The sequence below is a fragment of the Streptomyces sp. NPDC093586 genome, assembly GCF_044764905.1.
GTDB lineage: Bacteria > Actinomycetota > Actinomycetes > Streptomycetales > Streptomycetaceae > Streptomyces.
Window position 1 is genome coordinate 231,627 of sequence record NZ_JBIWJA010000003.1, and the last position, 24,715, is coordinate 256,341.

General features: G+C 72.7%; 23 protein-coding genes. 11 read left to right on the forward strand and 12 right to left on the reverse strand.

All coding sequences use genetic code 11. From position 1 onward, the window contains the following. The first annotated feature begins 109 nt into the window (after positions 1–109). Positions 110–379 carry a hypothetical protein gene (locus ACIRFH_RS05045; protein WP_403517155.1) on the forward strand — a complete coding sequence of 90 codons (270 nt, stop codon included), beginning with the start codon at positions 110–112 and terminating at the stop codon, positions 377–379. Between the two features lie 240 nt (positions 380–619). On the opposite strand, the gene ACIRFH_RS05050 is transcribed toward ACIRFH_RS05045, so the two are convergent. Then, on the reverse strand, positions 620–1,393 hold the full coding sequence (locus ACIRFH_RS05050) for a ferritin-like domain-containing protein (RefSeq protein ID WP_403517156.1): 774 nt from the start codon (positions 1,391–1,393) through the stop codon (positions 620–622). Between the two features lie 492 nt (positions 1,394–1,885). On the opposite strand from ACIRFH_RS05050, the gene ACIRFH_RS05055 reads away from it, so the two are divergent. Further along, on the forward strand, positions 1,886–4,483 hold the full coding sequence (locus tag ACIRFH_RS05055) for a DEAD/DEAH box helicase (protein ID WP_403517292.1): 2,598 nt from the start codon (positions 1,886–1,888) through the stop codon (positions 4,481–4,483). A 391-nt stretch (positions 4,484–4,874) separates the two neighbouring features. Here the strand turns inward: ACIRFH_RS05055 and ACIRFH_RS05060 are convergent, their stop codons facing one another. Then, complete coding sequence (locus tag ACIRFH_RS05060) at positions 4,875–6,317, reverse strand: amidase (protein WP_403517157.1); 1,443 nt, start codon at positions 6,315–6,317, stop codon at positions 4,875–4,877. Between the two features lie 90 nt (positions 6,318–6,407). Between ACIRFH_RS05060 and ACIRFH_RS05065 the strand changes: the two genes are divergently transcribed. Continuing rightward, positions 6,408–7,043: a TetR/AcrR family transcriptional regulator gene (locus ACIRFH_RS05065; RefSeq protein ID WP_403517158.1), complete on the forward strand. Its 636-nt coding sequence runs from the start codon at positions 6,408–6,410 to the stop codon at positions 7,041–7,043. A gap of 48 nt (positions 7,044–7,091) precedes the next feature. On the opposite strand, the gene ACIRFH_RS05070 is transcribed toward ACIRFH_RS05065, so the two are convergent. After that, positions 7,092–7,325 (reverse strand): hypothetical protein, encoded by a 234-nt coding sequence (locus ACIRFH_RS05070; protein ID WP_403517159.1) that lies wholly within the window; start codon positions 7,323–7,325, stop codon positions 7,092–7,094. A 329-nt stretch (positions 7,326–7,654) separates the two neighbouring features. Between ACIRFH_RS05070 and ACIRFH_RS05075 the strand changes: the two genes are divergently transcribed. Further along, positions 7,655–8,533, forward strand: a complete 879-nt coding sequence (locus tag ACIRFH_RS05075; RefSeq protein WP_403517160.1) for an alpha/beta fold hydrolase — start codon at positions 7,655–7,657, stop codon at positions 8,531–8,533. A gap of 239 nt (positions 8,534–8,772) precedes the next feature. Here ACIRFH_RS05075 and ACIRFH_RS05080 read toward each other — a convergent pair whose 3' ends face one another. After that, positions 8,773–9,678, reverse strand: a complete 906-nt coding sequence (locus ACIRFH_RS05080) for an NYN domain-containing protein (protein ID WP_403517293.1) — start codon at positions 9,676–9,678, stop codon at positions 8,773–8,775. A gap of 250 nt (positions 9,679–9,928) precedes the next feature. Between ACIRFH_RS05080 and ACIRFH_RS05085 the strand changes: the two genes are divergently transcribed. After that, positions 9,929–10,081, forward strand: a complete 153-nt coding sequence (locus ACIRFH_RS05085) for a hypothetical protein (RefSeq protein ID WP_403517161.1) — start codon at positions 9,929–9,931, stop codon at positions 10,079–10,081. Positions 10,082–10,160: 79 nt separating this feature from the next. Here ACIRFH_RS05085 and ACIRFH_RS05090 read toward each other — a convergent pair whose 3' ends face one another. The 3 genes from ACIRFH_RS05090 to ACIRFH_RS05100 all read right to left on the reverse strand — a co-directional run bounded on the left by ACIRFH_RS05090 (position 10,161) and on the right by ACIRFH_RS05100 (position 12,537). After that, positions 10,161–10,766 carry a MarC family protein gene (locus ACIRFH_RS05090; protein ID WP_403517162.1) on the reverse strand — a complete coding sequence of 202 codons (606 nt, stop codon included), beginning with the start codon at positions 10,764–10,766 and terminating at the stop codon, positions 10,161–10,163. An 86-nt stretch (positions 10,767–10,852) separates the two neighbouring features. Continuing rightward, entirely contained in the window at positions 10,853–11,710 is an 858-nt protein-coding gene (locus tag ACIRFH_RS05095) for a PHP domain-containing protein (protein WP_403517163.1), read from the reverse strand. Between the two features lie 185 nt (positions 11,711–11,895). Then, positions 11,896–12,537: a DUF6758 family protein gene (locus ACIRFH_RS05100; protein ID WP_403517164.1), complete on the reverse strand. Its 642-nt coding sequence runs from the start codon at positions 12,535–12,537 to the stop codon at positions 11,896–11,898. A gap of 158 nt (positions 12,538–12,695) precedes the next feature. Here ACIRFH_RS05100 and ACIRFH_RS05105 point away from each other — a divergent pair, with 158 nt between their 5' ends. Next, complete coding sequence (locus ACIRFH_RS05105) at positions 12,696–13,919, forward strand: MFS transporter (protein WP_403517165.1); 1,224 nt, start codon at positions 12,696–12,698, stop codon at positions 13,917–13,919. Positions 13,920–13,961: 42 nt separating this feature from the next. Here ACIRFH_RS05105 and ACIRFH_RS05110 read toward each other — a convergent pair whose 3' ends face one another. Next, positions 13,962–14,558 carry a suppressor of fused domain protein gene (locus tag ACIRFH_RS05110; protein ID WP_403517166.1) on the reverse strand — a complete coding sequence of 199 codons (597 nt, stop codon included), beginning with the start codon at positions 14,556–14,558 and terminating at the stop codon, positions 13,962–13,964. A gap of 505 nt (positions 14,559–15,063) precedes the next feature. Here ACIRFH_RS05110 and ACIRFH_RS05115 point away from each other — a divergent pair. Together ACIRFH_RS05115 and ACIRFH_RS05120 are read left to right on the forward strand one after the other, a co-directional pair. Next, positions 15,064–16,179, forward strand: coding sequence for a magnesium and cobalt transport protein CorA (locus ACIRFH_RS05115; protein ID WP_403517167.1), 1,116 nt, complete (start codon positions 15,064–15,066; stop codon positions 16,177–16,179). A gap of 33 nt (positions 16,180–16,212) precedes the next feature. Continuing rightward, positions 16,213–16,734, forward strand: coding sequence for a hypothetical protein (locus tag ACIRFH_RS05120; protein ID WP_403517168.1), 522 nt, complete (start codon positions 16,213–16,215; stop codon positions 16,732–16,734). A gap of 448 nt (positions 16,735–17,182) precedes the next feature. Here the strand turns inward: ACIRFH_RS05120 and ACIRFH_RS05125 are convergent, their stop codons facing one another. Further along, positions 17,183–17,923: a hypothetical protein gene (locus ACIRFH_RS05125; protein ID WP_403517169.1), complete on the reverse strand. Its 741-nt coding sequence runs from the start codon at positions 17,921–17,923 to the stop codon at positions 17,183–17,185. 213 nt (positions 17,924–18,136) lie between these two features. Between ACIRFH_RS05125 and ACIRFH_RS05130 the strand changes: the two genes are divergently transcribed. From ACIRFH_RS05130 to ACIRFH_RS05140, 3 genes are read left to right on the forward strand one after another with little or no spacing between them, the layout of a single operon-like run. Beyond that, positions 18,137–19,444, forward strand: a complete 1,308-nt coding sequence (locus ACIRFH_RS05130; RefSeq protein ID WP_403517170.1) for a magnesium transporter MgtE N-terminal domain-containing protein — start codon at positions 18,137–18,139, stop codon at positions 19,442–19,444. Continuing rightward, the gene (locus ACIRFH_RS05135) at positions 19,434–20,036 is read left to right on the forward strand and encodes a DUF1003 domain-containing protein (RefSeq protein WP_403517171.1); all 603 of its coding nucleotides are present in this window, start codon (positions 19,434–19,436) and stop codon (positions 20,034–20,036) included. The genes ACIRFH_RS05130 and ACIRFH_RS05135 overlap by 11 nt, the downstream gene beginning before the upstream one ends. 44 nt (positions 20,037–20,080) lie before the next feature. Continuing rightward, the gene (locus tag ACIRFH_RS05140) at positions 20,081–21,214 is read left to right on the forward strand and encodes an Mrp/NBP35 family ATP-binding protein (RefSeq protein WP_403517172.1); all 1,134 of its coding nucleotides are present in this window, start codon (positions 20,081–20,083) and stop codon (positions 21,212–21,214) included. Between the two features lie 76 nt (positions 21,215–21,290). Here ACIRFH_RS05140 and ACIRFH_RS05145 read toward each other — a convergent pair whose 3' ends face one another. The 3 genes from ACIRFH_RS05145 to ACIRFH_RS05155 all read right to left on the reverse strand — a co-directional run bounded on the left by ACIRFH_RS05145 (position 21,291) and on the right by ACIRFH_RS05155 (position 24,408). After that, positions 21,291–21,965, reverse strand: coding sequence for a hypothetical protein (locus tag ACIRFH_RS05145; RefSeq protein ID WP_403517173.1), 675 nt, complete (start codon positions 21,963–21,965; stop codon positions 21,291–21,293). A 248-nt stretch (positions 21,966–22,213) separates the two neighbouring features. Then, positions 22,214–22,660: a sec-independent translocase gene (locus tag ACIRFH_RS05150; protein ID WP_403517174.1), complete on the reverse strand. Its 447-nt coding sequence runs from the start codon at positions 22,658–22,660 to the stop codon at positions 22,214–22,216. A gap of 161 nt (positions 22,661–22,821) precedes the next feature. Continuing rightward, entirely contained in the window at positions 22,822–24,408 is a 1,587-nt protein-coding gene (locus ACIRFH_RS05155; protein WP_403517294.1) for a trypsin-like peptidase domain-containing protein, read from the reverse strand. Positions 24,409–24,715: the final 307 nt, after the last annotated feature.

The window sequence follows — 24,715 nt, forward strand, 5'->3', positions numbered from 1 at the left end:
CCGTCCGGAGCACGGCTCACCCACCGGAGGGGGATTGCGTTCCGCAGGTCAGGGGTATGTCGACCAAGGACCGTTTCGGGCAGGCCGACCACGTGGGAGGGACCCCGACATGCTCCTGGAAGCGCTCAGCTCCTCGATTCTCGGCCTCGCTCTGGCCTGGGCCGCCGCCCACCGTCTGCCGCACCGTCTCCCCGACCGCGTCCTGGTCCTGCCGACGGGTGCCGCCGGGGCTCTGGTCGGGGCGTTCGTCACGCACACCGCGCTGGGCGCCGGCGGCCTCCTGCTGGTCCTCATGGGCGCGGCGGCCGTCTCGGCGGCCTCACTGTCGCTGCTGCTGCGCCCGGCGGGAAGGCTGCGGCGCCGTTCGGCGACCGCCTGACCGGCCGTCGGCGGCGGTGCCTGGTGCCGCGGCAGGCGACGTTCGCCCGGTGAGGAGCGGCGTCCGGTGCGTGCTCTGGGGCCCCGGCCGGAGGCTGGAGGCGTGCCGGCCGGAAGCCCTCGTACTGGACGTACTCGGGCTGGACGCACTCGGGCTTTCGGCCGGTGCGGCGAGTGGGGGCACCCCCTCCGGGGGAGCGTGCCGGGCGCCGCGACGGGGCGAACGTCGCCTGCCGCGGCGCTAGGCCGCCAGCCCCAGCGCCGCCATCCGCTTGGTGTGCGCCTCGGTGATCCGGGAGAACATGCGCCCCACCTCGGCGAGGTCGAAACCGTCCGCGACACCGCCCACGAGCATCGTCGACAGCGCGTCCCGGTCGGCGACCACCCGCTGGGACTGCGACAGCGCCTCGCCCATCAGCCGCCGCGCCCACAGCGCCAGCCGCCCGCCCACCCGGGGGTCCGCGTCGATCGCCGCGCGCACCTTCTCCACGGCGAAACTCGCGTGCCCGGTGTCGTCCAGTACCGCCAGCACCAGCCCACGGGTGTCGGTGTCGAGCCGGGCGGCGACCTCCCGGTAGAAGTCGCTGGCGATGGAGTCGCCGACGTAGGCCTTGACGAGACCCTCCAGCCAGTCCGAGGGGTCCGTCTGCTTGTGGAAACCGTCGTAGGCGGCCACGAACGGCTCCATGGCCGCCGTCGGCTCCTCACCGATCTCGGCGAGCCGGTCGCGCAACCGCTCGAAGTGGTGGAACTCCGCCGACGCCATCTTCGCCAGCTCCGCCTTGTCCGCCAGCGTGGGCGCCAGCTTGGCGTCCTCCGCGAGCCGCTCGAACGCCGCCAGCTCGCCGTACGCGAGTGCGCCGAGCAGATCCACGACCGCGGCACGGTACTGCGGGTCGGCGGCTGCCGTCGCCCAGTCCTGGGCGGCGACTCCGGTGGCTCCGGTGGTCTCGGTGGCTCCGGTGGTTTCGGCGGGGGCGTCTGCGGCGTTGCCAGGCGTGTCAGAGCTCGTCATGCAGCGCACAATAGCCCGCTCGCCGTGGACCGTAAGGGCCTGGTCAGTCACTGTGACGACGACTACGTGACCAAATCGGCCATCGCGTGTGCGCGAATCCGGGGTATGGTGGTAATGCGCCTGCCGAGTATGTGACGTACGGGTACGTGACGTCTTCGTCGGGCCGCACGCATGAGGATGCCCGGTCGGTGGCCCGATCGGCTCCGACCCGACAGCCCTCCCTGCCGTACGCCACGCTGCGTACGGATCCCGGAGGGGGACCCTCAGTGGTACGAGCGCTGGAGCGTCGACAGAGGTCCCGTGTCCTACGGCCCACCCGCGAGGGCGGCCGACGTCCCCGACACGGTCCGCACGACCCGCGCGCTCGCCTCGCACCACGCACACAGAAGAGGCAGCACCCTGACTACGACGTTCCGATCCCTCGGGATCCTCCCCGAGACCGCCGAAGCCCTCGAGGCCGTCGGCATCGTCAATCCCTTCCCCATCCAGGAGATGACGCTCCCCGTGGCCCTGTCGGGCACGGACATCATCGGCCAGGCCAAGACCGGCACCGGCAAGACGCTGGGCTTCGGCCTCCCGCTCCTCGAGCGCGTCACCGTCCCCGCCGACGTCGAGGCGGGCCGCGCCGCGCCCGAGTCCCTGACCGACGCCCCGCAGGCCCTCGTCGTCGTCCCGACGCGCGAGCTGTGCCAGCAGGTCACCAACGACCTGCTGACCGCCGGCAAGGTCCGCAACGTGCGCGTCCTGGCGATCTACGGCGGCCGGGCCTACGAGCCGCAGGTGGAGGCCCTGAAGAAGGGCGTCGACGTGATCGTCGGTACCCCGGGCCGTCTGCTGGACCTCGCGGGCCAGAAGAAGCTCAGCCTCAAGCACGTCAAGTGCCTGGTCCTCGACGAGGCCGACGAGATGCTCGACCTGGGCTTCCTGCCCGACGTCGAGAAGATCATCAACATGCTGCCGGCCCGCCGCCAGACCATGCTCTTCTCGGCGACCATGCCGGGCGCGGTCATCGGACTGGCCCGCCGCTACATGTCGCAGCCCACGCACATCCGCGCGACCTCGCCGGACGACGAGGGCGCGACGGTCGCGAACACGAAGCAGTTCGTCTACCGCGCGCACAACATGGACAAGCCCGAGATGGTGGCGCGCATACTGCAGGCCGAGGGCCGGGGACTGGCCATGGTCTTCTGCCGCACCAAGCGCACCGCGGCCGACCTGGCCGACCAGCTCAAGCAGCGCGGTTTCGCCTCCGGCGCGGTCCACGGCGACCTCGGCCAGGGCGCCCGCGAACAGGCCCTGCGCGCCTTCCGCAACGGCAAGGTGGACGTGCTCGTCTGCACCGACGTCGCCGCCCGCGGCATCGACGTCGAAGGCGTGACGCACGTCATCAACTACCAGTCGCCGGAAGAGGAGAAGACGTACCTGCACCGCATCGGCCGCACCGGCCGCGCGGGTGCCAAGGGCACGGCGATCACGCTGGTCGACTGGGACGACATCCCGCGCTGGCAGCTGATCAACAAGGCGCTGGACCTGGGCTTCAGCGACCCGCCGGAGACGTACTCCACCTCCCCGCACCTGTACACCGACCTCGGCATCCCCGAGGGCACCAAGGGCGTCCTGCCGCGCTCGGAGCGCACGCGCGCCGGGCTGGACGCGGAGGAGCTGGAGGACCTGGGCGAGCCGGGCGGCCGGGGCGGTCGCGCCCGCGGCGGCCGGGGTGGCCGGGACGAGTCCCGTCCCGCCGACCGCGAGCGCTCCTCCGGTACGACGCCGCGTCGCCGTCGCCGCACGCGCGGCGGGGCGCAGGTGGACGCACCGGCCGCCGGGTCCGCCGCCCCCGAGGCCGTGACCCGCGGCACGGACGGCGCCACGGACACGGATGCCGCCGCCCAGGGACCGCGCACCCTGCGCCGTCGTCGCCGTACGCGTGGCGGTGAGCCGGCCCAGCAGCCGGTGGCGGCCGCGACCGAGACCACGGCACCCGAGGCCGCCGTGGCAACGGCGGAGGGCACGGCTCCCGAGGCTTCCGAGGGCGTCGAGGCCCCGGCGAAGCCGCGCCGTCGGCGCACCCGCAAGTCGGCCGAGACGCCGGCCGCGGTGGAGACCGCCGCGGTGGTCGAGCCGACGGCTGCCGCGACTGCGGTGGCCGAGGCTCCCGTGGTCGAAGCCCCCGTGGTCGAAGCCCCGGTGACCGAGGTTTCCGAGGCGCCCGTCGAGAAGCCGCGCCGGCGCACCCGCAAGGCCACGGCCGCCGCCGAGACGGCGGTCGACACGACCGAGGGAGTGGCCGAGCCCGTCGCCGAAGCGGAGGAGCCGAAGCCGCGCCGTACGCGCAAGAAGGCGACGGCACCGGTGGAGACGACGGAGCCGAAGCCCCGCCGCACCCGCAAGGCCGCGACCGTCGCCCCGGAGGCCGTCGAGACCACCGAGGCTCCGGAAGCCGAGGCCAAGCCCCGCCGCACCCGCAAGACCGCGGCCGCCAAGGCGGAAGCCACCGCCGACACGGCCGAGGGCACGGAGGAAACCAAGCCGCGCCGCCGCACCCGCAAGGCCGCCGAACCGGCCGAGGCCACCGCCGGGATCCCGGCCCAGGCCTCGCAGGAGCCGGAGGCGGCCGAGGTCAAGCCGCGCCGCACCCGCAAGACGGCCGCCGCCAAGGCGGAAACCGCCGCCGACACGGCCGAGGGCACGGAGGAAACCAAGCCGCGCCGCCGCACCCGCAAGGCCGCCGAACCGGCCGTCGCCCCGGAGGCCGTCGAGACCACCGAGGCTCCGGAAGCCGAGGCCAAGCCCCGCCGCACCCGCAAGACGGCCGCCGCCAAGGCGGAAGCCACCGCCGACACGGCCGAGGGCACGGAGGAAACCAAGCCGCGCCGCCGCACCCGCAAGGCCGCCGAACCGGCCGAGGCCACCGCCGGGATCCCGGCCCAGGCCTCGCAGGAGCCGGAGACCGCGCCGCGGCGTCGGACCCGCAAGGCCGCGGCGTCCGCCGAGGCTCCCACCGAGGCCGCCGAGGCGAAGCCGAAGGTTCGCCGTACCCGTAAGGCGGCGACTGCCGCCAAGCAGTCCGCGGAGTCGGCCGAGAGCTGATCCCGCCGCCCCACCCGACCGTCGGCCCGGTCCCGCCATCCGCGCGGGGCCGGGCCGACGGCGTACACGGCCCGGGCTCCTGCCCCTGCCCTGCCCCGCCCCGCCCCGCCCCGCCCTCAGATGCGAAGCAGTCGTTGCGCCCGCCGGACGTCCGTTTCCTCTCGACCGGGTGCTTCGTCGGGTCGCCCGGGTGAACGACGGGGGCGGAAGAGCGGACATGCGCCGGGGCGGTCGCCGGAAGACGTCGCGGCGTGCCGGACATCTGTGGGAAGTGACGGGGTCTTGACGACTCGGACCGGAAAGGGGCCCTGAGCGGCACGGCGCGGATGCCGTCTCCTCCGCGCCGTCCGCCGGTCCCCGGCCGTCTCTCTGTCCACTGCCGTGGCACCGCCTACCGCGCGGCAGCCGGGACTTCCGGGCGAGGGTCGACCGGCGCGAGCACGCCGAGGCGGTCCTCGATCTCCTGGGCGGCGGCCAGGCACAGGTCCTCCCGAAACGCGCGCCCGATGATCTGCACGCCGGACGGCAGTCCGTCGCTGACCCCGGTCGGCACGGCGACCGCGGGAACGCCCACGAAGCTGGTCACCGTGCACAGGCGCATGCCCTCGGCGACCCGGTCCCGTCCCGCTTCGTCGCGTGACTCCAGTCCCGGCTCGACGGGCGGCTCGGTGAACACCGGTCCGAGCAGCAGCGGGAACTCGTCGAGGAACTCCGCCCAGGAGCGGCGGATGCCGAGCCAGGTCCCCATGAGCTTCGTGAGCTCTGCGGCGTTCGCGGGGGGAGCCTTCTCCATGGCCATCTGGATGTAGCGGTCTCCGCCTTCGCCGAGCAGTTTCCGCACCACCGGCCAGGTCGGCGCGAATTCGGTCACGGTGATCCGGCCGTATGCCTCGAGTGCCTCGTCCAACCGCGGGACATCCGCCGTCTCCCGCACGTCGTACCCGGCGTCGCGCAACGCGTCGGCCGCGGCCGTGACAGCCGCGCGGACCGTGGGATGAACGCCGTAGCCGCCGGGGTCGGCCACGACCGCGACCTTGACCGGTCCCGGCAGCGGCTCGCCGTAGAGGGGCACCGGCACGGCCCGTGGGTCCCGCGGGTCGGTCCCGGCCAGCGCCTCGTACGCCAGCCGCAGGTCGGCGACCGTACGGGCCAGGGGTCCGTCGGTGACCAGCATCTGCGAGGCTGGTCCCGGGTCGTCCGGGCCGAGGACGCGGTGGTCGGCGGGGAACCGCCCGGTGGTCGGCTTCAGCCCCGTCACGCCGCAGAACGAGGCCGGAATCCGTACCGATCCGCCGGAGTCGTTGCCGAGTCCGAGCGCGGCCATGCCGGTGGCGACGGCCGCTCCGTCACCGCCACTGCTGCCGCCCGGGGTCCGGTTCCGGTCCCACGGGTTGACGGTGTCGCCGAACAACTCGCTGCGGGTGTGCATCCCGGCCAGGATCAGGGTGGGCATGTTGCTGTGGCCGATCGGTATGGCCCCCGCCGCGCGGAGCCGGGCCACCGGGGGTGCGTCGGCCGGAGCCACCAGGTCGCGGAAGCGTGCCGTTCCGAGTGTGGTCGGCACACCTTCGACAGCGGTCGACTCCTTCACCGTGAACGGCACGCCGGCCAGCGGCCCGAGTTCTTCGCCCGCTGCCCGCCGCTGGTCCATGCGCGCCGCGGCCTCGCGGGCCCGCTCGGCCGACAGCTGCGTGACCGCGTTGACCTGTGGGTTGACCTCGACGATGCGGTCCAGGTGGCTGTCGACCAGTTCGACCGCCGATATCACCCCGTCCCGGACCGCCTCCGCCTGGGCGGCGGCCGTCATCGCCCACAGGGCGTTCTGTCTGCTCATCGCGCGTCCCTTCCACATGCCGAAGTGCTCGGGTCCGAACCATAGCCCGGAAGCGATACGATCGTATTGGAACAAGGAGGCCGACCGAGCATGCCCAAACAGGTGGACTACGAAAGCCGACGCCGCCGGATCGCCGAGGCCGTCTGCCTCCTCGCCGACGAACACGGACCGGAGGGAGTGAGCATGCGTGACGTCGCCGCCCGCGCGCAGGTCTCCCTGGGCGCCGTTCAACGCTGCTTCCGCAGCAAGGGGGAGATGCTCCTCTTCGCCGTCGACCACGTCGGCGAACGCATCACCGAACGTGTGAGGACACGCCTGGCCTCAAGTCCGGACCAGTCGGCCGCCACCGCCTTGGGCCACGCGACCGACGAGATCGCCCTGGTCCGCGAAGAACACCGCGCCGAAGCACGGATCTGGCTCGCGTTCGTCGCTCAGGCCGCTGTCAGCGAGCCACTCGCCGGCCCACTGAGAACCAGCTACGCGGCCCTCCAGACCCTCTTCGTCCGCCTCATCGCGGAGGCCACCGAGAGCGGCTCGGCCGACGAAGGCGCCGCGCCGCCCGACCCGCAGCGTGAGGCTCGTACGCTGCTCGCCCTCGTCGACGGCCTCACCACCCACGTGCTCATAGGTCACTTGACCGCAGAGGCGGCCGAGGAAGTCCTGCGTGCGCATCTGGCCGGCCTCGGGGAACGCCTCCGCACCGCACGCCCCCGAAAGGCCGTCTGACACCCGCGGCTCCTGTCGCCCTGCGCGTGCGGTGCCGCCCGCGCCGGATCACCCGGGTCGGGGAGCTGCCACGGGCACCGGGGCGGGCCGTTGACTCATGTCGGGGCGGAAGATTCCGTACGGGCCGACGTCCGACCAGCACAGCGCGGTCAACCCGCGCCGGTCCTCGTCCGTGAGCTTCGACGCCCAGGCCGGCTCGCCGAGGACACGCTGGAGCAGCAGCGTGTCGACGTGCACGAGCGCGGGCTGGTGGAAGTGCAGGTGCAGGTGCAGGGCGAGCATGGAGATCTCGGCGTGTTCCCTTCCCGGCGCATGTCCGCGCTCCCACCCTCCCCGTTCACTCGGGCGACCCGGTGTGGCGCCCGGCCGAGGGGAAACGGAGGCCCGGCAGACGCAACGACCGTTTCCCACCCGGGGGCAGGGACAGGAACCCGGGGTCTGCGGCGGGAGGTGGGGCGCTTGCTCGCGCCGCCAGGGCGTTCTCCCCCGGAGGGGATGCCCCGAGCCGTTCAGGCACTGGAGGAGGCACCCCTGACCGCAGGCCGCGCCGTGGGCCGGGTGGGCCGGGTGCCATCGCGGCCTCGCGTTCCGGGGCCGGATAATGTCTGCCCGTGAGCACGAACGCCTGCTTCACCCCGCCGCCCGATGCCCGCACGTACCGACTGCGTACCGCGCGCGGAGAGTTCGCCGTCGTCGATTCGCCCGTGGCCGGCGGGGGTGTGCCGAAGGGGGTCGCGCTGATGCTGCCCGGGTTCACGGGCAGCAAGGAGGACTTCACACTGCTGCACGAGCCGCTCGCCGCGCGCGGGTACCGTACGGTCGCCGTGGACGGGCGGGGACAGTACGAGTCCGACGGCCCCGAGCACGACGAGTCCCGCTACGCGCAGACCGAGCTGGCCCGGGACGTCCTCGCGCAGGTCGCCGCGCTCGGGACGCCCGTGCACCTCGTCGGACACTCGCTCGGCGGCCAGATCGCCCGTGCCGCGGTCCTCCTCGACCACTCCCCCTTCGTCTCCCTCACGCTGATGTCGTCGGGCCCGGCGCGGATCTCCGTCTCCCAGCAGAAGCGCGTGAAACTCCTGCGGGACGCGCTCGGCACCATGACGATGGCCCAGGTCTGGGAGGTGATGCAGGCGATGGGGCCGCCCGAGGAGGCCGGTGCCCCGGTCCCCGTCCGGGGGCCGGACGCCCCGGAACGGCTGCGCGAGCGCTGGCTGAGTACCCGGCCGGCCCAGCTGCTCGCCACGGGGCGCCAGTTGTGCACCGAGCCGGACCGTGTCGCCGAGCTCGCCGCCGCACCGCTGCCGTTCCACGTGCTCTCGGGCGCCTACGACGACACCTGGCCCGTGCCCCTCCTGGACGAGATGGCCGTACGCCTGGACGCGCGCCGGACCGTCGTTCCGGGGGCCGAGCACTCGCCCAACACGGACCAGCCGCTGCCGACCGCCCGCGCCCTGGCCGACTTCTGGGACGGCGTCCCCGTCCCGTGACCGGACGGTGGGCCGGATCGGCCCCGGGGCCCGTCCCAGTGCCGCGGCAGGCGGCGTTCGCCCCGTCGCGACGCCCGGCACGCTCCCCCGGGGGTACCCCCACTCGCCGCACCGGCCGAAAGCCCGAGTACGTCCAGTACGAGGGCTTCCGGCCGGCACTCCCCCAGCCTCCGGCCGGGGACCCCCAGAGCACGCACCGGACGCCGCTCCTCACCGGGCGAACGTCGCCCGCCGCGGCACTAGTACTGCGCCCGGAGGTGCTCCCAGAAGCCGTCCCGCAGCGCCCGGCGCAGGTCGGCCTGGCCGCGCAGTGAGTACTGCAGCAGCCCTTCCGCCTCCACCAGCAGGTCCTGGTCCACCGAGCCGGGGAGGTAGGGGTGGCCGGGGAGCAGCTCCAGCAGGGTGTCGCGGCCCCGTGCCGCCAGCCACTTCGCCGCGATCTGGGCGCCCACGAAGCGGACGTCCTCACGGGCCGGCCGGGCCGCGCCGCCCGCTTCGAAGGCGTGGGCCGCGCGCCGGGAGACGTACGGCTTGAAGAAGTCGAGGTCGAAGGTGCGCTGGCTGTCGACCTCCCACAGCAGCGGGTCGGCCTGGTTGCGGCCCTCGGGCGCCTCGACGCCCCACAGGTGGACGCGGGCGCCGTAGCCCTGGGCGGCCTCGACCGCCGACACGAGGTCCTCGTCGCCGCCGAGCAGTGCCGCGTCGCTGATGGCGCGGTACCGGGCGAGGGACTCCAGGTCGGAGCGGATGAGGGAGTCGACGCCCTTCTGCTGGTTGTTGGCGTTGAGGTTGCCGAGGCGGACCTTGACGTCCGGCAGCTCGGCGATGGACTGCTGCTCGGCGGTGTGGATGCGGCGCCGCGCGCCGTCGTACCAGTAGACCCGCAGCAGGCGGCTGTCCGCGAAGATCGTGCGGGCCTTGTCGATGAGGGCGTCGATCAGTCCTTCGGCGTCCAGGTCGAAGGCCCGGCGGTCCTCGGTCCCGGCGACCAGCCGACCCGCCGCCGCGTAGAGGTACCCGGCGTCGACGAAGATCGCATGGGTCGAGGGCGTCTTCGCCACCTCGGCGAGCATGCGCTGGAGCAGCTCGTTGGTGCGGTCGATGCGGGCGTTCAGGGACGCGAGGTCGTCGTTCATCACCTCCATTGTCCTGGCGGTCACGCTGCGAACACAACCGGTCCCGGTCGGTCTTGCGCCGTCCACCGATCACCCGTCGATCGTCCCCCGAAACGGTCTCCTTACGCGTCAGTAATTAGTTGTTCGAAAAATTTCTTTAGCGTAGGGAATGTTCGTAACACGCGGTGGGTTGACTATGTACGGCACCCCGGGCACCGACGACCCAGGTGTCCCACCAGTAGTTCTCCGCAGGAGGATGACCAGATCAAGGGAGAGGCCCATGCGCTTTGAAGTCATGCGACTCGACGACGTCGACGGAACACCCGTGGACACCACCGTCGTGGACGCCGCCTCCGTGAACCGCATTGTTCAGCAGGCCGCCGCCATCGGGCAGCGCCTGTGGATCCGCCCGGCCGACACCTCGGCCGTGTAACGCGGACCGTTCCACACGCCGCGAGCCCCCGTGCGGCACCGTCACCGGTGCCGCACGGGGGCTCTGTCGTATCCGGCGCTCACGCGCCCCGGATCACCTGGGTCACTCCGTTGATGATCTGCTGCACGGCGATCGCGGAGAGCATCATGCCCGCGAGGCGGGTCACCAGGACGACACCGCCGTCCTTGATGACGCGGATGATCAGCAGCGAGTACCGCATCACCAGCCACAGCACGACGTGGATGGCGAGGATCGCCGTCCAGACCGACACCTGCGAGGTCACGCTGCCGGCCTTCTGCACGGCCAGGATGACCGACACGATGGCACCGGGCCCCGCCAGCAGCGGCATGCCCAGCGGCACCAGCGCGACGTTGACGTCCTTGGTCTGCTTGGGCTCGTCCGTCTTGCCGGTGAGCAGGTCGAGGGCGATCAGCAGGAGCAGCAGCCCGCCCGCGATCATCAGCGCGGGCACGGACACGTGCAGGTAGCCCAGGATCTGGTGCCCCAGAACCCCGAACACGGTGATCACACCGCCGGCCACGCAGACGGCCTGGAAGGCCATCCGCTTCTGCACCTTGGCGGGCCGGCCGGCGGTCAGCGCGAGGAAGATCGGGGTGATCCCGGGGGGATCCATGATGACAAAAAGGGTGAGGAAGAGGGAGCCGAAGACGGCGAGGTCGAACATGAGCGTGACAAAGCCTTGCGATGACAGGAACAACGAACGGGCGTGGAACGGGAAGGGGTGGGGGGCGGGAACGGCCCGCGCGTGCCTCAGGCTCCGCCGGCCCCCGGCACGGGAAACGCCCCGTACGCCCGCCGGGTGATCTCCCCGTACACCTCGGGGTCCGTCGTGTACTCGCCCAGCGCGCAGGTCTTCCGGCTGCCGTGGTAGTCGCTGGAACCGGTCACCAGGAGTCCCAGCTCCGCGGCGAGCCCGCGCAGTCGCGCCCGCGTCGGCGCGTCGTGGTCCATGTGGTCGACCTCGATGCCGTCCAGCCCGGCGGCGGCCAGGTCGGCGATCGCGGACTCCGGCACCGTACGGCCGCGCTTGGCGGCGGCCGGGTGGGCGAACACCGCGACGCCGCCGGCGCCCTTGATCAGCCGGATCGCCTCGAAGGGGTCGCTCTCGTGCTTCTCCACGTAGGCCCGGCCGCCGTCGGCCAGCCAGTCCTCGGTGAAGGCGTCGCTCACGGTCGGCACGACGCCGAGTTCCACGAGCGCGGAGGCCACGTGCGGGCGCCCGACCGAGCCGTCGCCGGCGATCCGCGCGACCTGCTCCCAGGTGACGGGAACGCCCAGTTCGTTGAGCTTGGCGACCATGCCCCGGGCCCGCGGCACCCGGTCGTCCCGGACCAGCTCGCGCTCGGCGAGCAGGGCGGGCTCCTCGGGGTCGAAGAGGTAGGCCAGCATGTGCATGCTGACGCCGTCGAGACGGCAGGAGAGTTCGGCGCCGGCGACCAGCGTCAGCCCCTCGGGCAGCGCGGCGACGGCCTCGGCGTGGCCGCGGGTGGTGTCGTGGTCGGTCAGCGCCACGACGTCCAGCCCGGCCGCGGCGGCGTTGCGCACCAGCTGGGCCGGGGTGTCCGTGCCGTCGGACGCGGTGGAGTGGGTGTGCAGATCGATGCGCACGACGCTGACTCCAGGCGGTGACGGGACGGAAGGGGACGCTCTAGGATAACCGGATTCTTGTGCCCCGATGTCACACCCGAAGTGGCCTCGCGCCCCCTACGCACCCCGCCCCGCCACCCCCGCGGACACCGCCGCGCCGAGATCCTGCCCACCCCCGGCCACCGCTCACGCCGAGGCCCCGGCCCCTACGGCTCGATCAGCCGCGGCGACAGGGCGCCGCACGGCACCAGGTCCACCTCGGCACCGGCGTCCCTCAGGTCGGTCAGCACCAGCTCGTCGTACATGAGCAGCCCGGACTGCTCGGGCCACAGCACGGCCCACAGCCACACCCCGAGGGCCTCGCCGGCGAACACGGCGCGGTCGTCCGGGACGTCGGTGACGTGCCAGAGCGGGGTCGGGCGGCCGGCGGCGAGGACCTTGGCCTGCGGCGGTTTCTCGACGTCCAGATAGGGGCCGGGGTCCGGGGCGTCGATGCCCGCGTACCGCGCACCGAGTCCGACGCCCAGCTCCTCGGCCACCAGGATCAGCTCGCCGGCGCCGCCGAGCGGGCCCGGTCCCGAGCAGGCCACCGCCGTGGCCCGGCCGCCGCTGCGGTCGTCGCCCGCGCAGGCCACTCCGGTGAACAGCCAGCCCACCGGCAGCGGCCACGGCATCCACACCGGCACCTGGGTGCGGTGCACGACGACGCCGAGCGCCTCGACGCTGGGCGGGATCACGGGCTGCAGCGGATACACCGTGCCGTGCGCGTCGCACTGCCATGAATCGGCGAAGAGACCGGGAGCCCTGACCCGGCCACCACACTTCGGGCAACTGGGTTCGCCCCTCATACAGCCCCACGGTCCTACCCTCGCTCCCCCACGTCAAGGACGATCACCCATCCGGGCGGCGGGCGTGACGGGGAAATTTAAATGCACATTGCACTAATTAGCCACGCTAACTTATTATGCGCCTACCCCAACCGTCCCCTGTCGGCATTGGAGCAACCATGGACCCCTTCGACGCGGGTGCGGGCGGCATCCTGCGCCAGCCCAAGGCCGTGTGGGCGACCGCCGGTGCGTCCGTCGTCGCCTTCATGGGCATCGGGCTCGTCGACCCGATCCTGCCGTCCATCGCCAAGGGCCTGGACGCGAGCGCCAGCCAGGTCTCCCTCCTGTTCACCTCGTACTTCCTGATCACGGCCGTCGCCATGCTGATCACGGGATTCGTCTCCAGCCGCATCGGCGGCCGCAGGACCCTGCTGCTCGGCCTGGCCCTCGTGGTGGTCTTCGCGGGCCTGGCGGGCACCTCCGACACCGTCGGCCAGCTCGTCGGCTACCGGGCCGGCTGGGGCCTCGGCAACGCGCTGTTCGTCTCGACGGCCCTCGCGGTCATCGTCGGCGCGGCGGCCGGCGGCAGCGCCGCGGCGATCCTGCTGTACGAGTCCGCCCTCGGCCTCGGCATGGCCTGCGGCCCGCTGCTGGGCGCGCTGCTCGGTGACGCCAGCTGGCGCTACCCGTTCTTCGGCACCGCGTTCCTGATGGCGATCGGCTTCCTGTGCATCACGGCGTTCCTGAAGGAGCAGCCGAAGCCGGCCCGCAGGACCTCGCCGCTGGACCCGATCAGGGCGCTGGGCCACGGCGGCCTCGCCTCCGCCGCGATCTCGGCGTTCTTCTACAACTACACGTTCTTCACCGTGCTGGCCTTCACACCGTTCGTGCTGGACATGACCCCGTACAAGTCCGGTGCCGTGTTCTTCGCCTGGGGCGTGCTGCTCGCCGTCTTCTCGGTCCTCGTGGCACCGCGCGCGCAGAAGCGGTTCGGCTCGCTGAAGGTGCTCGGCGGCTCGCTGGTGCTGCTCGCCGCCGACGTACTGGTCCTCGGGTACGGCAACCACACCGCGGCGATCGTCTGCACCATCGCGTCCGGGGCCTTCATCGGCGTGAACAACACCGTGTACACCGAGCTGGCCCTCGGCGTGTCGGACGCGCCCCGCCCGGTGGCGAGCGCCGGCTACAACTTCGTGCGCTGGTTCGCGGCGGCCGCCGCCCCGTACTTCGCGCCGAAGATCGAGGAGTGGACCGACGTCCACGTCCCGTTCGTGGTGGCCGCGGTCACCGCCGTGCTGGGCGCCCTCGTGGTCGTCGTACGGCGCCGGGCGCTCATCCACGAAGCGGAGGAGCTGGAACCGAAGCACGCGACCGAGGACGGGATCACCGCCTTCGCCAACTGAGCCGCGGTCCACGGGCCTTGCGCGTCACCCCGGTGAGTCCCCTCACTCCAGCGGGACGGACCTGCGGGACGGATCCCGCAGGTCCGTCCCGTGCGTCAGCCAGCGCTCCTGGAGGGCCTGGGCGCCGTGCACCCGCTTCCAGGCGGCCTCGTTCGGCGTCATCGGGAGCAGCGGCAGGAACCGTACGGGGTCCAGGGGCGGATCCAGCTCCAGGTCCTCCACCAGGCCGCCCGGCTCGGCGACCAGCACCGAGGTGAACGGAGCGCCGGGCCACAGCGGCTCCCCCACGTCCAGCGAGGCACCGGGCGCCACGATGACGCCCTCGACCTGCGGGGACGCGGCGAGCACGGCCAGCGGGCGCAGCACCTTGCCGGTGTCGGCGAGGCCCGCCCGGACGGAGAGGACCAGCTCGGCACGGGGGCCCTCGACGGGGTCGGCGAGCATCGCCGTGGGGTCGGACATGGGCTGCGCGGACATGCCGAGGGTGGCGTAGCGGACGATGTCACCCTCCGGGCCGCCTGCCGGGAACCGCAGCACCTCGATGCGGTCGGCGCCGAGGAAGGTGACCGCCGCGCGCGCGTCCGGTTCACCCAGCGCCGAACACAACCGGGCCTCGACCAGAGGAAGAACATCAGCCATGCGGCGAGCATAGAACTCGTCAGTACGCGGCAAAGCGGCGCCTTGACACGCCGAGCGACTGATACTCTGGGCCAGCGGTTTTGGGGCAGCACGCAGAAGCGGTGCGATCACGGCCCCGACGCTATGAACACTCCCCTACGGGGAACCCCTCCAAACAGGGGTATGGATCGTCCCTCACGAGGGACCGGCCGGAGGAGGTGGGCGGCATGGACCGAAGTCGACCGTGCAGTACCACTCGCTCTTCCGGCCGCTGACGCAGCTGCTCCGGTTCTTCCCGGCGCCGTTTCCTGCTCGCGCGCCTCTCCACGGAAGAGCACTTCGTCTCGTTTTGCCTGATCCGCCTGCCTGCAACAGCAGTGCTGAATCAGCAGTGAAGCCGGCCACCGCGACGGTGCGGTGCCCCCCGCTTTGTGGACGCGCCGAGCACGCGTGATCTGGACGTCCTCATTCCGGGTGGTTCCACCCTTCGCCGGCCCGCTCGCTGCCCGTCGCGAAGGAGCCTGCCATGTCGATGATCCGTGACCTGCGCGCCGCGGTCCGCCCGTCCCGCGTCTCGCTGCGCAAGGACAACGGCGCCTACGACACCACCCGCGACCCGGAGACCGCCTCCGCCGTCGTCGACTGCGGCGTCTACCGCGACGGCACCCGCGTCGCGGCCGACGCGCCGCTGAGCCCGCAGCAGGCGATGCGGCAGGTGCGCCGCGACGGCGGATTCGTGTGGATCGGCCTGCACGAGCCCACCGAGGACGAATTCGCCGGTATCGCCCGGGAGTTCGGGCTGCACCCGCTGGCCGTGGAGGACGCCGTCCAGGCCCACCAGCGGCCCAAGCTGGAGCGCTACGACGACTCGCTGTTCACGGTGTTCAAGACCATCCATTACGTCGACCACGACGAACTCACCGCGAACAGCGAGGTCGTCGAGAGCGGCGAGGTCATGTGCTTCACCGGACGGGACTTCTTCATCACCGTCCGGCACGGCGGGCAGGGCTCGCTGCGGGCGCTGCGGCACCGGCTGGAGGACGACCCCGAGCTGCTGCTCAAGGGGCCCTCCGCGGTGCTGCACGCCATCGCCGACCACGTCGTCGACGGCTACATCGCGGTCGCCGACGCGGTCCAGGACGACATCGACGAGGTCGAGACGGAGGTGTTCTCGCCGGGCCGCAAGGGCACGCCGCGCGGTACGGACGCCGGCCGGATCTACCAACTCAAGCGCGAGGTACTGGAGTTCAAGCGGGCGGTGTCGCCGCTGCTGCGGCCCATGCAGCTGCTCAGCGAGCGTCCGATGCGGCTGATCGACCCGGAGATCCAGAAGTACTTCCGGGACGTCGCCGACCACGTGGCGCGGGTGCAGGAGCAGGTCATCGGCTTCGACGAGCTGCTGAACTCCATCCTCCAGGCCAACCTGGCCCAGGCCTCCGTCGCGCAGAACGAGGACATGCGCAAGATCACCTCGTGGGCGGCGATCATCGCCGTGCCGACGATGGTGTGCGGGGTGTACGGCATGAACTTCGACTACATGCCGGAGACGCACTGGAAGTTCGGCTACCCGCTGGTCCTGTCGATCACGGTCGCGCTCTGTCTGGGCATCCACCGCACGCTCAAGCGCAACGGCTGGCTCTGAACCCGCCCGCGGGCTCCTGGATAGGCTGACCGCATGACAAGCGAGCTGCTCGACCAGGCCCTCGTCGAGGAGGCCACGAAGAAGTCCGGTCTCATCTGGGTCAAGGGCCCCGGGACGCCCGCCCGTGCGCTCTGGCACGTCTGGCACGAGGGCGCGGCCTGCGTCGTCGGTGACGGGCCCGGCGAGCAGCCGCTGCCGGGCCTGGCCGACGGGGCCACGGCCGAGGTGACGGTGCGCAGCAAGGACAAGGGGGGCCGGCTGGTCTCCTGGGCGGCGCGGGTCGTGGAGCTGCCGTCCGGCTCCCCGGCGTGGCAGGACGCGGTCGCCGGCCTCAAGGGCAAGCGGCTGAACGCGCCGGACGGCGAGGCGATGACCGACCGCTGGGCCCGTGAGTGCCGGGTGCTGCGTCTGGAGCCGACGGGGACGCTCGCGCCGCTGCCCGACGGTTCGCTGGCCGAGGCCCCGCTGCCGAGCCCGGCGACGACGCGCGGTCCGCTCCCGGCGGGCCTGCCGCGCCTGCTGCTCAAGCGCCGGGGGAAGAGCCGGCGCGGCTAGTGCCGCAACAGGCGACGTCCGCCCCGTCGCGACGCCCCGCACGCTCCCCCGGAGGGGGCGCCCCCACTCGCCGCACCGGACGGAAGCCCGAGGACGTCCAGTACGAGGGCTTCCGGCCGGCACTCCCCCAGCCTCCGGCCGGGGCCCCCGGAGCACGCACCGGACGCCGCTCCTCACCGGGCGAACGTCGCCTGCCGCGGCACCAGGGCCTGTCGTCTGGATCGGGCCGCAGGGAGGCGGCGGGACCTGTCGACGCCGGTGAGCGGGGCCTGACGCGTCCGGCTGCAGGGCGGAGGAGGGAGCCGACGCGGTGGGGCCCCCGCGCGAGCGAAGCCGAGCGTGGGGGAGCCGGCGAGTGACGGCAACGCCGCGGACGGGCGTGCCGGACCCCGCGTACGCGGCCTGACCCGAACGAGAGGCCCCAGGGAGGTGTCTCGGGCCCGTCGCCCTACGACGTCGGCAACTGCCTGCCGTAGTCCAGGGTGTCGTCCTTGGCCGGTGCCGTGAGCGGGAAGTCCTTGTTCCAGTCCGAGAAGCTGAGCGTGCCCGCGCTGCCCGCCCGCACCAGGCGCAGCGGGTAGGGCGTGCCCTCCAGGGAGACGTCCAGCGAGCCGCCGGAGCCCCGGCCGCCGGTGATGCGGACGGCGCGCACGCCCCCCTGCTCGTGCCGGCCGTCCGTCTCCAGCGTGCCGTGCAGGGTCAGCAGCCCGTCGAGGAGGACGTCCTTGTCCGTGAAGCCGCTGAACTTCTGGTACGCGGGGTCGCCCTCCGGCACCTTCACGTACTTGCCGGCGAGCTTGCCGGCGGCCGCGGCGTCGCCGTCGTCGTCGTGGCTCCAGAACCCGGCGTCGGCCTTGAGGAAGAGCTGTTCGCCGACCCGCAGCAGCCGGAAGGTCGTCCCCTCGGCGGCGACCGACCCGGTGCCGCCGTCGGACTTCAGGCGCATGTCGAGGGTGTACGTGCTGCCGCCGGCGGCCACCGTGCCGTGCAGCCGGACCGCGCGGGCGGACTCGGCGGCCGCGCGCGTCCTGGTCTGGATCTTCTCGGCCGGCAGCTTGCCCACCCCGTTGGTGCCCGCGTCCGGGTCCTCGCTACTGCATCCCGTCAGCCCCGCCCCCGTCACGGCCAGGGCGCACACCGCGCCCAGCCAGGCGGCCCTGCGGATTCGGCGCCGGGGAGTCACGGTCACGGGTGGAGCTGCCTTTCCGACGGAGGTCCAAGGGGCGTACGGCAGCGTACCGGGGACGAACCGCGGTGATCGGCGCCGGTCCGGACGGACCGGCCGCCAGGGCGGACCTCTACGGGACGGGCTAGCCTGAAGGCCGTCCGAGCGGGCAATTCGGAAAAGAGACACAGTACGAAACACCTCTCACGGACTGACTGACGAAAAGGAGCCGCGGCCATGGCAGCGGGCGCCCCCCGGATCTTCGTCTCGCACCTCTCCGGCATCGCCGTCTTCGACCCGACCGGCGACCAGGTGGGGCGGGTGCGCGACGTGGTCGTCATGCTCCGGGTCGGCCGCAAACCCCCGCGGGTGCTCGGTCTGGTCGTCGAACTGTCCACCCGCCGCCGCATCTTCCTGCCGATGACCCGGGTCACCGGGATCGAGTCCGGGCAGGTCATCACGACCGGGGTGCTCAACGTGCGGAGGTTCGAGCAGCGGCCCACCGAGCGCCTCGTCTTCGGTGAGCTCCTCGACCGGCGGGTGACGCTCGCCGAGAGCGGCGAGGAGGTCACCGTCCTGGACCTGTCGGTGCAGCAGCTGCCGGCCCGCCGGGACTGGGAGGTCGACAAGGTGTTCGTCCGCAAGGGCAGGAAGGGCGGCGCGTTCCGGCGCAACAAGGGAGAGACGCTGACCGTGGAGTGGTCCGGCGTCACCGGCTTCTCGCTGGAGGAGCACGGGCAGGGCGCCGAGAGCCTGCTCGCCACGTTCGAGCAGCTGCGCCCCGCCGACCTCGCCAACGTGCTGCACCACCTGTCCGCCAAGCGCCGCGCCGAGGTCGCCGCCGCCCTCGACGACGACCGCCTGGCCGACGTGCTGGAGGAGCTGCCCGAGGACGACCAGATCGAGATCCTCGGCAAGCTCAAGGAGGAGCGCGCCGCGGACGTGCTGGAGGCGATGGACCCCGACGACGCGGCCGACCTGCTCGGCGAGCTGCCGGAGGCGGACAAGGAACGCCTGCTGAGCCTGATGCAGCCCGGCGACGCGGCCGACATGCGGCGCCTGATGGCGTACGAGGAGCACACGGCCGGCGGTCTGATGACGACCGAGCCGATCGTGCTGCGGCCCGACGCCACCGTCGCCGACGCCCTGGCCCGCATCCGCAACCCCGACCTGTCGCCGGCGCACGCCGCGCAGATCTACGTCTGCCGCCCGCCCGAGGAGACCCCGACCGGCAAGTACCTGGGCACGGTCCACTTCCAGCGCCTGCTGCGCGACCCCCCGTACACGCTGGTCGGCTCGATCCTCGACGACGACCTCCAGCCCCTGGATCCGGACGCCGCGCTGCCCGTGGTCGCCGGGTTCTTCGCCACGTACGACATGGTGGCGGCGCCCGTCGTCGACGAGTCCGGGTCGCTGCTCGGCGCGATCACCGTGGACGACGTACTGGACCACATGCTGCCCGACGACTGGCGGGAGACCGAGTATCACCTCGACGAGACGGCCGAGGCGGCCGGGGCGAGGGAGGTGAGTGCCGATGGCGCCTGAGCGCGAGACGACGGCCCGCGAGCGGGCGGTGTCGGGGGCCACCGCCGCCTCCCGTCCCCGCGGTGCCCGCCTGGACCAACCCCGGCCGCCCCGGCGCCGGCTCCTGCCCGAGTGGGACCCGGAGGCCTTCGGACGGCTGTCGGAGCGCATCGCGCGCTTCCTGGGCACCGGGCGCTTCATCGTCTGGATGACGGTCGTCATCATCGTCTGGGTGCTGTGGAACGTGACCGTGCCTGGCCCGCTGCGCTTCGACGAGTACCCGTTCATCTTCCTGACGCTGGCCCTGTCGCTGCAGGCCTCCTACGCGGCCCCGCTGATCCTGCTCGCGCAGAACCGGCAGGACGACCGGGACCGGGTCAATCTGGAGCAGGACCGCAAGCAGAACGAGCGGTCGATCGCCGACACCGAGTACCTGACCCGGGAGATCGCCGCCCTGCGCATCGGGCTCGGCGAGGTCGCGACGCGGGACTGGATCCGCTCCGAGCTCCTGGACCTGGTCAAGGAGATGGAGGGGCGGCGGGACGGCCACCACCACGGTGAGGGCGTATTCCCGGCGGACCGGTCCGCCGGGCGTGACGTACACGACCGCTGACGGGGCTTTCCGCGCCCCGTGGGCGGCGCCGTACCATCGTCCCTATGGCTACGGAAGACGCGGTGCGCGAAGCACTGGCGACGGTGAACGACCCCGAGATCAACCGGCCCATCACCGAGCTCGGGATGGTCAAGTCGGTGGAGATCGGCGCGGACGGAGCGGTCGCGGTCGCCGTGTACCTGACGGTCTCCGGCTGCCCCATGCGGGACACCATCACACAGCGCGTGACCGACGCCGTCTCGCGCGTCGAGGGCGTCACGCGGGTGGACGTCGAGCTGGACGTGATGAGCGACGAGCAGCGCCGTGAGCTGGCCGCCGCGCTGCGCGGCGGTCAGACCGAGCGCGAGGTGCCCTTCGCCAAACCGGGCAGCCTGACCCGGGTGTACGCGGTCGCCTCCGGCAAGGGCGGCGTCGGCAAGTCCTCGGTGACGGTGAACCTGGCGGCGGCGATGGCGGCCGACGGCCTGAAGGTCGGTGTCGTCGACGCCGACATCTACGGCCACTCCGTGCCGCGCATGCTGGGCGCCGACGGGCGGCCCACCCAGGTCGAGAACATGATCATGCCGCCTTCGGCCAACGGCGTGAAGGTCATCTCGATCGGCATGTTCACCCCGGGCAACGCCCCGGTCGTCTGGCGCGGCCCGATGCTGCACCGCGCTCTGCAGCAGTTCCTCGCGGACGTGTACTGGGGCGACCTGGACGTCCTGCTGCTCGACCTGCCGCCCGGCACCGGTGACATCGCGATCTCCGTCGCCCAGCTCGTCCCGAACGCCGAGATCCTCGTCGTGACGACCCCTCAGCAGGCCGCCGCGGAGGTGGCGGAGCGGGCCGGCGCCATCGCCGTGCAGACCCACCAGAAGATCGTCGGCGTGGTCGAGAACATGGCGGGCCTGCCCTGCCCGCACTGCGGCGAGATGGTCGACGTGTTCGGCACGGGCGGCGGTCAGGCGGTCGCCGACGGCCTGACCCGCACGACCGGCGCCTCGGTCCCGGTCCTCGGCTCGATCCCGATCGACGTCCGCCTGCGCGAGGGGGGCGACGAGGGCAAGCCGGTCGTCCTGTCCGACCCCGGATCCCCGGCGGGCGCGGCCCTGCGGGCGATCGCGGGCAAGCTGGGCGGCCGTCAGCGCGGCCTGTCGGGGCTGTCGCTGGGGATCACGCCCAGGAACAAGTTCTGACGTTCCGTACGACCTCGTACCGCCATGGGGCGCTGTCCTGAGGGACGGCGCCCCGTGTCGTACGCCCGGCCGCCGGTCAGGCGTCGTAGACGGTGATGTCCTTGACCACGGAGAAGGCGAGCCCGTAGGCGCTCATGCCCCGGCCGTACGCCCCGAGGTGGACGCCCCGGTCGGTGGAGCCGGCGAGCACCCAGCCGAACTCGGACTCCCGGTAGTGGAAGGGCGTCGGCACGCCGTCCACGGGCAGGGTCAGCGACGTCCAGTCCCCCCCGTCGAGGTCGTCGGCCAGCACCCACGCGGTCTCGGTCTGCTGCTCCAGCCAGTCGTCGCGCAGGGAGTGGTCCATCTGGCCGGGCCAGGTGAAGGACAGCAGCCCCACCCCGGCGAGCCACGCCGCCGAGGACACCGAGGTGGCCTCCAGCAGGCCCGTGCCGTCGGCGCTGCGCCGGTCGGGGTTGGCGGCCACCGTCACGACCACCGCGAACTTCTCCTTGGCGTCCTGCTCGTCGCCCGCCACGTGCTCGTTGCGCACCGACGGTTCGTCGCCGTGCCCGATCGAGCCGTGCTCCACGGCCCCGTCGGCCGCCGTGCCGACCTGCATCAGCCAGCGCCGTCCCGTGAACGCCTCGTCGAGGCCGTACCACGGGAACTGCGCCCGCAGATAGCCGTCGACCGTACGCCGGGCGGAGGGGACTGGTTGTCCGTCCTCCGCGGCCGGCGCCTGCGCGACCGCCGCGTTCGTCGTCTCCATGTGCCCGGACGCCTCCTCGCTCTCGTCGGGGCGGATCGGCCCACCCCCCTTCGGGCGCACTCGTCCGCTCCGCGCAACAACTCGGCAGCATAACCAGTGTGCTGCGGGCAGCCGGGAAACCGCCCGGCGCTTGGGCCGCTCCGGTGCCGCGTTCGGGTCGAGCACGACCGGTTCGGAGTATGAAACGCGTCACGTGCGGCACAGGCGCGGGGGTTCCGCCCCTCCGCACGGCGGCCCGCGGGCCGGACTCAGGTGGCGTCGGCGTCGAACGGCGGACGGTCGTCGAGGGCGGGGGTCCGGGGCTTCTTGGACATGTCGATCTTCTTGGACATGTCGACGGCGCCAACCGGGGAGGCGGACGACGACGCCTCCGGCTCGCGGCCGTGGACCGCGTCGGCGACCTCGGCCATCTCCTTCTTCAGGTCGAAGCCGTTGCGGATCTCCTTGAGACCCAGCTCGTCGTTGTCCAGCTGCTTGCGGATGAACGTCTTGGGGTTGAGGTCCTCGAAGTCGAAGTCCTTGAACTCGGGGCCCAGCTCCTCCCGGATGTCCCGCTTGGCGCTGTCCGAGAACTCCCGGACCTTCCGGATGATCCGCGACACATCCTGGATGACCTTCGGGAGCTTGTCGCCGAACACGAGCACGGCGAGGACGACGAGCGTCACCAGCTCGAGTGCGCCTATGTCATTGAACACCTGAAGCTCCTTGGGATGTCCGGGCCGCAACCACGGTACCCGCCGATCCCGCCCGGCCGGTACCGTCCCGTGGCCACCGACCGTGCGTATGCGAGCGCTTTCCGGATTGTTTGCCTTCCTGACCCCCGTTCTCCGGCCGTGTGCCGGTCTGTCCGGGTGGTTCAGCCCCCGCCGGAGGAACCGAGCACCAACGAGACGTTCGTCTCCTTGCCCTGGCGTTCCAGGGTCAGCGCCAGGCGGTCGCCGGGGCGGTGGGCGCGGATCTTGACGATGAGTTCCTCACCGGAGTGCACGCGCCGGCCGTCGACCTCGGTGATCACGTCCCCGGCCTCGAGGCCGGCGTCGGCGCCGGGTCCGCCCGCGGTGACCGGGGGTCCGCCGTCGCTGCCCCGCGTGCCCACGCGTGCGCCGTCGCCGGCGTAGCCCATGTCGAGGGTGATGCCGATGACCGGGTGGGTCGCCCGGCCGGTGTTGATCAGTTCCTCGGCGACGCGCCTGCCCTGGTTGATGGGGATGGCGAAGCCCAGCCCTATGGAGCCGGCCTGGCCGCCGTCGGACTCGGCACCGCCGCCGTCGGCGGACCGGAGGGCGGAGTTGATGCCGATGACCCGGCCCCGGGAGTCCAGGAGGGGGCCGCCGGAGTTGCCGGGGTTGATGGGCGCGTCGGTCTGCAGCGCGTCGACGTACGACACGTCGCTGCCGTCGCTCTCCTCACCGCCGGCCGTGATGGGCCGCTCCTTGGCGCTGATGATGCCGGAGGTGACCGTGCCGGCCAGGTCGAAGGGGGCGCCGATGGCGACGACGGGGTCGCCCACCCGCACGTTGTCGGAGTTGCCGAGCGGCATGGGGGTGAGTCCGTCGACGCCCTTCACCTTCACCACGGCGAGGTCGTATCCGCTGTCGCGGCCGACGACCGTGGCCTCGGCGGTGTCGCCGCTGTTGAAGGTCACGGTGATCTCGCCGCCTTTTCCGGCGGGCTCCACGACGTGGTTGTTGGTGAGGATGTGACCGCGCCCGTCGAGGACGAAGCCGGTGCCGGTGCCCGCCGCGTCGCCGCCGCTCACGTGCAGGGTCACCACGCCGGGCAGGGCCCGCGCGGCGATCCCGGCGATGCTGTCCGGGGCCCGGCCGGCCGGTTCCTTCCCGGCCTGCGGCAGCTCCACGGCACCCCTGTCGCCGTGACGCTCCAGATACACCCCTACGGCGCCGCCCACGCCGCCGGAGACCAGGGCGACCAGGACGATGCCGACGACGAGCGTCCGCCGGGTCCGCTTGCGTCGCCGCTCCTTCGTCCCGGCGGCGGCACCGTTCTGCTGGAGCGGGCCGGCGGCGGCCCACGGGTCGTACCGCCGCCAGGGGTCGGGCGCGGCGGGCGTGCCCGCGACGGACGTGAGGGGTGCCGTCGCCGGGTGGTGGAGCCGCGGAGCGGGGGGCGGGGCGTCCGCGAAGGCGGGGTCGGGCATCGGAGTGCCGGGGGGTGCCGTCGACGCCCCTGGGGAGGTCGGGGGTGCCGTCGTGCCGTGAGCCGGTGTCGTCGCCGGATGCTGGACCGGCGGGGCGGGGGCCCAGGGGCCGGGCTCACCGTACGGCGGGGTGCTGTAGGGGTCGGGGTCGTGCAGCGGCCGGGGCCGCTCGGCGACGGGCGCGGGGGCGTCGTCGCCACGGGGGCCGTCCGGGTCTCCGGGAACGGCGGCACGGGCATCGGCGCCGGGACCACCCGGAGCACCGGGAACGTCGATGTCGGGGATGCCGGTATCCGCCGAGGCGTCGGCATCGGCGTGAGCGTGGGCGCTGGGAACGCTCGGGACATCCGGAGCGGTGGCACGGACCCCGGTGGCACCCCTCAGAGCGTCGGCGAGGCCGGTGCCCGGAGCACCGGGACCACCCGGAGCACCGGGGACGTCGATGTCGGGGATGCCGGTATCCGCCGAGGCGTCGGCATCGGCGTCGGCATCGGCATCGGCATCGGCGTGAGCGTGGGCGCTGGGAACGCTCGGGACATCCGGAGCGGTGGCACGGACCCCGGTGGCACCCCTCAGAGCGTCGGCGAGGCCG